The sequence below is a fragment of the Asticcacaulis sp. genome, assembly GCF_020217185.1.
Lineage (GTDB): Bacteria > Pseudomonadota > Alphaproteobacteria > Caulobacterales > Caulobacteraceae > Asticcacaulis.
In genome coordinates, this window is the sequence record NZ_JAIWNX010000221.1 from 1 (window position 1) to 10,000 (window position 10,000).

A 10,000-nucleotide genomic window follows, 5' to 3' on the forward strand; every position below is an offset into this window, starting at 1 on the left:
CGCACCTTCAGGCCTATGACTTCCCGGCCATTTCGGGTCAGCACCTGCCGCAGGCGGCTATGTCGGTGTCGGGGCTGCCGCCGGTCATTGCCGAGCATCAGGCGGCCATGACGCAGCTTGATGCGGGCCTGCCGGATCAGCCGGTGAAGATCCTCGATGGGGCCGGGCACCTGCGCAAGCTGGAAGAGATCGAACGCGACCTGATCGAACACGCCATCAGCGTCTATGCCGGGCATATGTCCGAAGTGGCGCGCCGCCTGGGCATCGGCCGCTCGACTCTCTATCGCAAGGTGCGTGACTGCGGCCTTGAAGGCATGGTCAAGGAAGCGGGTTAACTATTTAAAGTCTTTGCTTAAAGACCCGGCTACAGGGGCCGGGTGTCCGGGCTTGATAAAGCTCAGGGTCACCCGCCCCACATGCACGCCAAATTTCGACACATCGGCGCGATTGATCGCGACCCCGTCCGCCACCAGATGCGACCAGTCGTCGAAGCGTACCTTAAGCGTGCCGCGCTGATAGGGAAGGTTGAGCAGGTAACGGATGCGGATGGCGTCGCCGCCCGTTTCGATGCGCGCCGTTCCGGCCACATCCTGCGCCCGGCCTTCATAGAGACCATTGCTGATCTTGCGGAAGGTCCAGGTGCGCGTCTGACGCTCACCATCATTCCACAAGAAGCGCTCATCCAGTACAAAACCCTCAGCCGTCGGCGTGCCTCGCGTCACCACGCTGAAGGTGCGGCTGACCTTGCCGCTGCGGTCCTCGAACACGCCATAGGCCCGGGTTTCCCCGGCAAAATAGGACTCAAGCTCGAAGGCCGGTTGCGGGCGGCTGTTGCTGGCGATGTCCAGCGAGGCGCAGCCGGAAAGGCTGCCCGCACCAACGGTGGTCAGAGCCAGGGCAAACAGAAGGGCACGTGAACGCATCGGACGCTCCATCAATAGCGGTTTATCAGAGTACGCTATCCGTGAGGCTTCGGTTCAGTCTTCTTCTTCGGCGGGCTTGGCGGCGCGCGCTTTCACCTTCTGCCGGATTTCACGCAGTTTGACGCCTTGCAGCAGGGACAGGGTGCCATTCATCGCGCCCTTGTCCGGATCGGCAAAGGCGCGGCCATAGGTCTTTACGCGGTCGCTGACGCTGTCGATAAAGTCGTTTTCCCATTCGGACAGATCAACGCCTGCCTCGGCGGCGGCCTTTTTGGCGCGTTCCAGCGCCCGCAGGGTGCGCTTTTGCAGGGCCTTCTTTTCATCGTGCGGGGAGGGGGGCGGTTTGGGCGCAGCCGGCCTAGCAGACAGGCCGCCCCGTGATGACAGAGGGGCCTTTGTCTTCAGTTCGCTCTTGCGCGTCAGCCCCTTACCGGGCGTTTTGGACTTGAACGCCATTTGAGCATCACACGCCGCTCAGGCATTTGGGTCAAATAAAAAATCCTCTCCTTTGTCAGGAGAGGATCGCATCACAGCCCGCCAATGGCCGAAAGATAGAGGTCGAGCAGGGTTTCTTCTTCCTGAAGCTTGACCTTGTCCTTCTTGCGAAGGCTGACCACCTTGCGCATCACCTTGGTATCGAAGCCTTCGCCCTTGGCCTCGGCATAGACGTCTTTCAGATCGCCGGCGATGGCGGCCTTGTCTTCTTCGAGGCGTTCGATGCGCTCGATAAACGATTTCAGGCGGCCTTGCGCGGCGGCGGTGATGACGTCGGGGTGAGCGGACTGATCGTCGGCCATGAAACTATCCTTGAAAGGGAAAACAGAGGTCCCGTTCACCATAAACCATGCGAATCACCCGCTCAATACGCCGCGATTCGCCGGCTGCGCCTGAGCTGTGGATGAATTCCGTGGCCATGATAAACGACAAAAGCGTCCGGAGCAGGCTCCGGACGCTGAATTCTTTGAGCCTACAGGCCTAATCGGGGTCGATTAGCCTTGCTTGGCCTTGAAGCGCGGGTCGGTCTTGTTGATGACATAGACCACGCCCTTGCGACGGACGATCTTGCAGTCCCGGTGACGGGTCTTCAGCGACTTCAGCGAGCTACGGACTTTCATGGTCCCAACCTTTGACTAAGTAATGACTGAGGCTTTGACCGAATTCGCGCGGCCCATACGGGGGCGAAGCCTTCAAGCCATGTGTGAGGCGCGGTTCCTACGCGAAGCGCAGACACAAGTCAACAATCTGTGAGCGGCTTTTTGCACAAATCACGGCCGGAGGCGAGCGGCTGACGAATTTATCATTTTTAGACTAGTTTAAATTATAAACTTGTTTATATAATCCGGCGCAACGGCGTTAAGGCCGGGGTGACGCCGGAGGAGGGTGCCATGACGAATGAGACGCAAAGGGTGGACGGAACGCGCTTTTACGCGCTGGATGCGGTAAGGGGCGGAGCGCTGTTTTTAGGCGTCGTGCTGCACGCCGGGCTGGCCTATATGTCGCCGCCCGCCTGGATCGTGAACGATCCTTCGGGCCATGCGGCGGTGGGATCGCTGTTTTTCACCATCCACATGTTCCGCATGAGCCTGTTCTTTATACTGGCCGGGTTTTTCGCGCGGCTGCTGTACCGCAAGCGCGGCGCTGCGGGCTTTGCCCTTGATCGCGTAAAGCGCGTGGCGGGCCCTCTGGTTCTGTTCTGGTTTCCGGTTCTGGCAGCCATCATCACGGTTCTCATTCTCGCCGCGCTGAAAGCCAATCCGGCGCTAGCGAACCAGCCACCCGCTCCGCCGCCGCCCCTGACGGCAGAGACCTTTCCCCTGACGCACCTGTGGTTCCTGTACATGCTGCTGCTGCTCTATGCGGTGTGCGTACCGCTGCGCGGCCTGCTGGCCTTTATCGACAGCGGCGGAGGCTTGCGCCGCGCAGCCGACAGCCTGTTTGGCCTTGCCATCCGCTGGGACCTGACGCCTCTGGTGTTTGGCCTGCCGCTGTGGCTGCTTATTCAGGTGCAGCCGCATTGGGATCACTGGCTCGGCATCCCGACGCCGGACAGGGGCTTTATCCCCAATGCGCTGGCCAGCGCCGCCTACCTGTCGGCCTTCGTCTTCGGCTGGTGCCTGCATCGCAATGCGAACCGGCTGGAGATGGTGCGCAGGAAAGGCTTTCTGAATCTCTTGTCGGCCGTGGCGTTGACGCTGGCGGCCCAATGGCTGGGCGGGCATCAGGCAGAAACCGACGCGGTTACCGGCGGGGCCTGGCGGGCGCTTTATTCAGCAGCCTATGTGCTGGGGCTGTGGAGCTGGTGTCTGGGGCTGATCGGTATCGCCCTGCGCTTTCTGGATCGCCCCAGCCGCTTCTGGCGCTACATGGCGGATTCGGCCTATTGGGTCTATCTGGTGCACCTGCCGCTGGTCTTGCTGATGCAGTACCTGCTGCTCGACCTCTCGGCACCTTATTTCGTCAAGCTGCCGCTGGCCGTTTTGAGCACGCTGTTTCTTTCGCTGCTCAGCTATCAGCTTCTGGTAAGGTACAGCTTCATCGGGGCGATTCTGGACGGTCGCAAGCGCGTTTCGCGCAAGCGCCAGACGCCCGCAACAACCGCTACAGTCTGATTGCTGATCATGGGTCGGATATTCTTCAAATCGAGCATTGCCGAAGCGGCGGATCTGGTCTTTGCCCGATCCTTCGCCGGGGAAGGGCCGCGGGCACAGGCTTCGGCGGGGCTGGTCTTCTTCTGGGCCGGGCTGCTCTATGGCCTTCAGACGCTTGTCTATGCGGCCATCGAAGCGGGCTGGCTGACGCTCACGCCGCCCTACGGCCTGTGGCTGGCCATCGGTCCGACCCTGCCGTTTCTGGGGGTGATCGCCTATGTCGCGTGGCGCGAGCGCAAGGGGAAGGGCGGTGTGGCGACGCGCGCCCTGACGGCCAGCTACACGTCCGCAGGACTTCTGAATCTGGTTATTGCGGTGACGTTCGGCTGGCTGGCGATCAGTCGCCAGTCCACGACGATCTGGCTTTTGTACCCCATCGTCATCTGCGCCATGCAGGGGGCAGTGTGGTACGCGGCGGCCCTGATTCGCCGAAAGCTATGGCTGGGTCTGGTTTCGGCGGGCTGGTTCGTCACCACACTGGCCCTGACCCTGCTGATGACGCAGGTCGCAGCCTATCTCTTCTGTCTGGGCATAGCCCTGCTGGCACTGATGGCGGCACCGGGCTATGTCATGCAGCGGTTGGCGGCGCGCGAGCGCGCGCCCGAAAGGCCCACAAGCGAAAATGCCGTCGAGGCCCACACCGACACAGACCCGCAGGCCGCGCGGGAAGCCCTGGCCTTTGTCAAGGCGCTGGTCGATCGCGGCGAGCAGGTGCAGCTATCGGGCGGCCTTTTGCTTCTGTCCGGCGGCCTGCTGTATGGCCTGCAATGCCTGCTGCACGGTCTGGACATGAGCGGCAGTGTCCGACTGGGGGCCTTAGGGCATCTGATCAATGGTGTTCTGCCGACGATTCTGTTTCTCATTATATTGAGCGTGGTCTTGTGGCGCGACCGGCACAAGACGCACGCCAATGCCGGCAGCCGGGCCATCAATGCGGCCTTTGGGGGCGTAGGCCTAGCCAATCTGTTTATGAACCTTGTCTTTGGCTATGCTGCCTTCACGCAAAAGCTATGGCTGATCTGGATGCTTTATCCGATTTCGCTTTGTGCCCTGATGGGGGCCGGGTGGTACGTGGCGGCGGTTGCGAAGCGTAGGCTGTGGGCCGCGCTTGTCTGCGCCGGCTGGTTTGCGACCGCGGTTCTTTTGGCGTGGCGGGTGGAAACCCCGGAATATCTGCTGATCCTGTCCGGCGCGCTGGTCCTGCTGATGGCGGTGCCGGGTTATCTTCTGATGCGTTTCGACGCTGGACAGCGGGCGTAAGTATGACCGGCTTTGACGTCAACCGGCTGGACGACGCGATCCACGGCCGCCTGCGGCTGGGGATTATGGCCTATCTGGCCGACGCCGAAGCCGCCGATTTCAACGAGCTGAAGGGCGTGCTCGAAGCCACGCAGGGCAATCTGTCGGTGCATCTGTCCAAGCTGGAGGACGCGGGCTATGTCGAAATCGTCAAGGGCTATCAGGGCAAGAAGCCGCTGACGCGCGTGCACATCACCCCTGCGGGACGTCAGGCCTTCGCCCGCTATATAGAGGTGCTGTCCGGACTGGTCGAAAAGCGCTCATAACAGCTTGTTTACCGCTTTGCGCTTGGAAATGACACCATTCCAAGGCTAAGATTCGCACCTGTAACGGAAGGATGATCTGTATGAAGCGGCGTGTACTCAGTCTGTGTCTGTTCCTCGGCGCCTGTTCGACGGCCTCCAGCCTGCCGACGCCGATCGAGAACAAGCCGCAGCCGCCGCGCGCCGAAACCGGGCCGGCGACGGATAAGCCGCAAACGCCGCCAAAGCCCGCACCGGCGTCTGCCCCGGTCACCTATGCCAATTTCGCCGACTGGCGCGAGGCCTTTGTGGCCAAGGCGGTGGCCAGAGGCTTTGACCGCGCCTTTGTTGAAAACCTGCTGGCCGACGTGCAACCGAAAGAATCGGTGGTCAAGGCCGATACGGGGCAGCCGGAATTTTCCAAGCCGATATCGTCCTACGTGAAAAACGCCGTGTCAGCCGCGCGCATCCAGATGGGGCGCGAGCGCGTCAACGCCAATCCCGATATTGCCGCCATCGAAGCGCGCTATGGGGTGCCGCGCGAAGTGCTGGGCGGCGTCTGGGGCATGGAAAGCGACTATGGCCGCGTGCAGGGCGATATCGATGTCGTTACCGCCTTTGCGACTCTGGCCTATGACGGGCGTCGCCGTGATTGGGCCGAAACGCAGTTGCTCAGTGTGCTGTCTATAATAAAGAGCGGCAAGGCGATCCGTCAGGAGCTGAAGGGCTCCTGGGCCGGGGCGATGGGCCAGACGCAGTTCCTGCCGGAAAACTATCTTAAGCTGGGGCAGGATGGCGACGGCGATGGCCACGTCAATATCTGGACCTCGGACTCTGACGCCTTGGCTTCTGCCGCCAATCTGCTGAAAAGCGAGGGCTGGCGTCCGGGACAGGCCTGGGCGGTTGAGGTGACGCTTCCGGCGGATTTCGACTATTATCTGGCCGAAACCGAAAGCCAGACGCCCGACTGGTGGGCGCAAAAGGGTGTGGTTCGTGCCGACGGAGGCAACTGGAATGCCAGCGAAAAGACGGCCCCGGCCGTGCTGATTCTGCCGTCGGGGGCCAAGGGGCCAGCCTTTCTGGCCCTGCCCAATCATTTCGTTATTCGCAAATACAATAATTCCACCGCCTATGCGCTGGCCGTCGGGTTGAACGCCGATGGAATTGCGGGGCGCAGCGCGTTGAAGACGCCGTGGCCGGATGAGCAACCCCTGTCACTGGCGGTGCGCAAGAATGTCCAGACGGCGCTGAATGCGGCGGGCTTCAACGCCGGGACCGTCGATGGGGTTATCGGCATCGGTACGCGTAAGGCTTTACGCGAATGGCAAAAGGCCAATGGCCGCGTCGCGGATGGCTATCTCAGCTACGAACTGGCAAGCGAATTGTCGGCCAAGGCGACGGGATACACGATCCTGGGCCCGTCGGGCCGTTAAACCGGTGCCACTTCAGGCGGTTTAAATCCGCTTTCCGGATGCTCCGAACACTGTCTTTTGCTGCAATGCGGGAAAATTTCCCATCATCGGTAATATTTTGCCAGTGTTAGCGTTATCTTATGCCGGGTAAAGGGCAGGGACATGTCCGAATCCAGTCGCTTTCCGAGACGTGAGACGTCCGCGCGTTCGTAAAAACGTCTTTATAAATTTGACACATAGCGTTGAAAGCGGGTGGTTTTTTCGCCTTTTCGATGCAAGTCGCCCTTCGACCGGCACCCCGAATTAAAAAAAATTTATCTCACGCAAAAATATTCTCCCAAGCCCCTTGGAACCTAACTATCGGACATGTTTGAGTTTTTAACAAAAAAGCGCAGGAATTGCCTTGCCTGTGGCCGAAATGTAACGCGCGGTGGCACGATAAGCACCTTGACGGGGTGAGGGAGGATTGCTTTTTTAGTCCGCAAATCACTTTGTAACCACTGGTGTAACAGAGGGATCGTCCACGCCCGGTCATCCGGCAGGGCAGGGACAAAAGGTTTGTGCGCAGCGCAGCCGTATGCGGACGCAGATCCGTGACGATGCGTAACACAAGAGAGGTTCACGAAGGGACATGCGACCTTAACGGAAACATGGGCTTTCGTGTGCCACGTTCTAAATATGTCTTAGGCTTAAACCAGGGGGTTCACGCTGCCCCCGAAAATCCTTGGTCAGCCCTCCTACCGGGGGTTATCCTTATTCAGGAATTGGCGAAAAATGCTCGAACACAAGAAACACAACCCGCTCATTGCTCTGCTCGGCGCCGCTGCGCTGCTTCTGAGCGCTCCGACGATGGCTGCCGCGGCTGCGGCTACGTCGCCCGCCGCTGCTGAAGCCCCGGCTGCTGAAGCCGCCCCGGCGGCGACCACCGAAGAATCGTCCACCTCATCCGCTTCGGGCGGTCACGGCAAGATCACCGTTGCCTCGATGTTCATGCTGGCCGTGCCGGTCGTTAAGGCCGTCATGATCGGTCTGGTAGCTGCTTCCGTCATCTCCTGGACCATCCTGGTCATCAAGCTGATGTTCTTCGCGAAGCTCAACAAGTCTTCGAACAACTACCTCGAAGCCTTCCGCGGCGCCCGTTCGATCGCTGACATCAACCGCATCTCGACCTCGGATGAGTTCGCTGGCAACCCGATGGCCGACATGGCCGCCGTCGCCACCGAAGAAATCCAGATCTCGAAGCAAGCCGGTCTTCAGGTTTCGGGTGAGCATCGCGACTCGACCCTGCACCGCGCCTCGTCCTCGATCAACGCTGTTCAGGCCGGTCTGGCCAAGCGTCTGTCGGGTGGCCTGACCTTCCTCGCTTCGACCGGTTCGATCGGGCCTTTCGTCGGTCTGTTCGGTACGGTTTACGGCATCATGAACTCGTTCATCGGTATCGCTGACTCGGGTACGACCAACCTGGCCGTCGTGGCTCCGGGTATCGCCGAAGCCCTGCTCGCCACCGGTATCGGTCTGGCTGCCGCTATCCCGGCCGTCGTCATGTACAACATCTTCAACACCTCGATCGCTGCTTACGGTACCCGTTCGGAGCAATTTGTTGCGGAACTGATGAACTCGCTGTCGCGTCAACTCGACAAAGGGGCGTAAGTACTCATGGGAGCCAAGCTATCCTCTGGCAGCGGCGGCTCGAAGTTTCATATCGAGCAGAACAGCGAAATTAACGTTACGCCGTTCGTCGATATCATGCTGGTTCTTCTGATTATCTTCATGGTGGCCGCTCCCATGGCCTCCGTGTCGATCGAAGTGAACCTTCCGACAGCCGTCGCCCCGCCGCAACAAAACCCGCCCAAGCCGATCTATATCTCCATCCAGCAGGATGGCGGTGTGTTCATCGGCGATAAACCTACCTCTCTGGCTGATCTTGGGGCCGACATGAAGATTCAGGTCGGCAAACGTGATCCGGACAAGGAGCGCATCTTCATTCGTTGCGATCGCAAGACCCGCTATGCGGACTTCATGCAGGTGATGAATGCCCTTCAGGACAACGGCTACTACAGCGTTGCTCTGATCGGTGAAGATGGTAACAAGTAAGAGGGCCTGAGATTATGGAAGAGACCCCACACAGGCGTCGAGATCCTATTCTCGACCCCCCGGTAAACAAGGACAAAACGCCCTTGTTCGTCGGTATTGGCGTGGCAATCGTGGCCCACGTGGGACTGGCCTACTACATCTATCACGAAAAGTTCGAAATCAAGCCGGTGGAATATGAAGACACCAAGATTGATACCGAACTGGTAGATCTGGCACCGCCCCCGCCACCTCCGCCTCCGCCTCCGCCTCCGCCGCCTGACATGCCTCCGCCTCCGCCGAAGCTTCAGGTTCGCGAACCGGTGATCCAGACCGATGCGCCTCCACCTCCGGCTCCGATCCAGATCGAAGCCACGAAGAAGGAAGACCGCGTCGAGTATAAGGGCCCGCCGCAAATTGTCCCGGGACCTCCGCCGCCTCCGGCTCCGGTCGTTCCCGCTGGTCCGCGCTACACGACGGCTCAATGGACGCCGCCGACATCGGATCAGTTGCTTGACCTTTACCCCCCGCGTGCTCAGGACGCGGAAGTTGAGGGCGAAGTCACGATTGACTGCGTTCTGAACTCTGAAGGCAAGATCACGGGCTGTACTGTCGAAAGCGAAAAGCCTGCGGGTTATGGCTTCGGCGCGGCGACCGTGAAGGGCTTTATGCGTTATGCCAAGATCAAGAAGGGCACCGATGGTGAACTTCGCGATGGTGACCGCAAGAAGTTCCGCTTCAAGTGGACCCTGCAATAGGTTTCCTACTGAAACTCAGAAAAGCCCTCCGGTTCTGCCGGAGGGCTTTTTTGTTTGCCGGGCGCAGGCTGAAATGCTGGGGCCATTTAAAAGAAATCCGATCCAATATTCTGTTTTATAACACATTTCCTTTCTATGCCGCTGCGCGCTTATCGGAATGCACTTCAATCACGAAAAAGGCATTTGAACTTATAATTGCTAAGTGATATGTTTTGCTAAGTCAGAAGAAGATACCTTTCTCCCGATGGTTGGTCTCAGGCAAGGGGGCTTTGAGACGCACGGGCCCGCAGACTTCAAATCCTTACCGTCTCGCACGCGGTAACGTACCGGTTCCCGTTTTCCGGACGGGCGCCGGCCATAAGGATCAGACCCTAAGGAAAGGAAACACCGCATGGCAACGACCATCATCCCGCCGACCCGCAACCCTTTGTTTCAGGCCCCCGCCCAAAAGCGCCTGTCCAGGCCCGTCATGGTGGGCATTGCCTTTGCCTCTGTGGTGCATCTGGGCCTTGCGGCCTACATCATCAACGAACGCTTTGAAGTAAAGCTGGCCCAGGCACCGGACGGCACGCCGGTTATCGAAGCGCCAATGATCACGTTCAAACCCAAGCCAACAGAGCCAACGGTTCAGGAACGCAGGCCTCAAAC

General features: G+C 59.7%; 12 protein-coding genes and 1 pseudogene. 9 read left to right on the plus strand and 4 right to left on the minus strand.

Going from position 1 to position 10,000, the window contains the following annotated elements:
- Positions 1-335, plus strand: a 335-nt coding sequence (locus LDL37_RS10910; RefSeq protein ID WP_290798001.1) for a helix-turn-helix domain-containing protein, incomplete at its 5' end; no start/stop codon positions are given.
- On the opposite strand, the gene LDL37_RS10915 is transcribed toward LDL37_RS10910, so the two are convergent.
- The 4 genes from LDL37_RS10915 to ykgO form a co-directional block, all read right to left on the minus strand.
- Positions 336-923, minus strand: coding sequence for a DUF3833 domain-containing protein (locus LDL37_RS10915; RefSeq protein WP_290798003.1), 588 nt, complete (start codon positions 921-923; stop codon positions 336-338).
- Positions 924-977: 54 nt separating this feature from the next.
- Entirely contained in the window at positions 978-1,379 is a 402-nt protein-coding gene (locus tag LDL37_RS10920; protein WP_290798005.1) for a hypothetical protein, read from the minus strand.
- Positions 1,380-1,450: 71 nt separating this feature from the next.
- Complete coding sequence (locus LDL37_RS10925) at positions 1,451-1,720, minus strand: DUF2312 domain-containing protein (RefSeq protein WP_013479044.1); 270 nt, start codon at positions 1,718-1,720, stop codon at positions 1,451-1,453.
- A gap of 192 nt (positions 1,721-1,912) precedes the next feature.
- Positions 1,913-2,038 carry a type B 50S ribosomal protein L36 gene (gene ykgO, locus LDL37_RS10930; protein ID WP_013479043.1) on the minus strand — a complete coding sequence of 42 codons (126 nt, stop codon included), beginning with the start codon at positions 2,036-2,038 and terminating at the stop codon, positions 1,913-1,915.
- Between the two features lie 270 nt (positions 2,039-2,308).
- Between ykgO and LDL37_RS10935 the strand changes: the two genes are divergently transcribed.
- The 8 genes and pseudogenes from LDL37_RS10935 to LDL37_RS10970 all read left to right on the plus strand — a co-directional run.
- On the plus strand, positions 2,309-3,532 hold the full coding sequence (locus LDL37_RS10935) for an acyltransferase family protein (protein ID WP_290798008.1): 1,224 nt from the start codon (positions 2,309-2,311) through the stop codon (positions 3,530-3,532).
- Positions 3,533-3,541: 9 nt separating this feature from the next.
- Positions 3,542-4,831, plus strand: coding sequence for a hypothetical protein (locus LDL37_RS10940; protein WP_290798011.1), 1,290 nt, complete (start codon positions 3,542-3,544; stop codon positions 4,829-4,831).
- A 2-nt stretch (positions 4,832-4,833) separates the two neighbouring features.
- Complete coding sequence (locus tag LDL37_RS10945) at positions 4,834-5,136, plus strand: transcriptional regulator (RefSeq protein WP_290798014.1); 303 nt, start codon at positions 4,834-4,836, stop codon at positions 5,134-5,136.
- An 80-nt stretch (positions 5,137-5,216) separates the two neighbouring features.
- On the plus strand, positions 5,217-6,545 hold the full coding sequence (locus LDL37_RS10950) for a lytic murein transglycosylase (RefSeq protein WP_290798017.1): 1,329 nt from the start codon (positions 5,217-5,219) through the stop codon (positions 6,543-6,545).
- A gap of 753 nt (positions 6,546-7,298) precedes the next feature.
- On the plus strand, positions 7,299-8,174 hold the full coding sequence (locus LDL37_RS10955; RefSeq protein WP_290798020.1) for a MotA/TolQ/ExbB proton channel family protein: 876 nt from the start codon (positions 7,299-7,301) through the stop codon (positions 8,172-8,174).
- Between the two features lie 6 nt (positions 8,175-8,180).
- Positions 8,181-8,618 (plus strand): biopolymer transporter ExbD, encoded by a 438-nt coding sequence (locus LDL37_RS10960; protein WP_013479037.1) that lies wholly within the window; start codon positions 8,181-8,183, stop codon positions 8,616-8,618.
- 83 nt (positions 8,619-8,701) lie between these two features.
- Positions 8,702-9,352: an energy transducer TonB gene (locus tag LDL37_RS10965; RefSeq protein WP_290798025.1), complete on the plus strand. Its 651-nt coding sequence runs from the start codon at positions 8,702-8,704 to the stop codon at positions 9,350-9,352.
- 391 nt (positions 9,353-9,743) lie between these two features.
- Positions 9,744-10,000, plus strand: a pseudogene (locus LDL37_RS10970) (hypothetical protein); the annotation flags it as partial.

What these genes read in the sequence shown, in the direction of transcription:
- LDL37_RS10915 (WP_290798003.1), bottom strand. Translation starts at nt 923, where the DNA reads ATGCGTTCACGTGCCCTTCTGTTTGCCCTGGCTCTGACCACCGTTGGT.
- LDL37_RS10920 (WP_290798005.1), bottom strand. Translation starts at nt 1,379, where the DNA reads ATGGCGTTCAAGTCCAAAACGCCCGGTAAGGGGCTGACGCGCAAGAGC.
- LDL37_RS10925 (WP_013479044.1), bottom strand. Translation starts at nt 1,720, where the DNA reads ATGGCCGACGATCAGTCCGCTCACCCCGACGTCATCACCGCCGCCGCG.
- ykgO (WP_013479043.1), bottom strand. Translation starts at nt 2,038, where the DNA reads ATGAAAGTCCGTAGCTCGCTGAAGTCGCTGAAGACCCGTCACCGGGAC.
- LDL37_RS10935 (WP_290798008.1), top strand. Translation starts at nt 2,309, where the DNA reads ATGACGAATGAGACGCAAAGGGTGGACGGAACGCGCTTTTACGCGCTG.
- LDL37_RS10940 (WP_290798011.1), top strand. Translation starts at nt 3,542, where the DNA reads ATGGGTCGGATATTCTTCAAATCGAGCATTGCCGAAGCGGCGGATCTG.
- LDL37_RS10945 (WP_290798014.1), top strand. Translation starts at nt 4,834, where the DNA reads ATGACCGGCTTTGACGTCAACCGGCTGGACGACGCGATCCACGGCCGC.
- LDL37_RS10950 (WP_290798017.1), top strand. Translation starts at nt 5,217, where the DNA reads ATGAAGCGGCGTGTACTCAGTCTGTGTCTGTTCCTCGGCGCCTGTTCG.
- LDL37_RS10955 (WP_290798020.1), top strand. Translation starts at nt 7,299, where the DNA reads ATGCTCGAACACAAGAAACACAACCCGCTCATTGCTCTGCTCGGCGCC.
- LDL37_RS10960 (WP_013479037.1), top strand. Translation starts at nt 8,181, where the DNA reads ATGGGAGCCAAGCTATCCTCTGGCAGCGGCGGCTCGAAGTTTCATATC.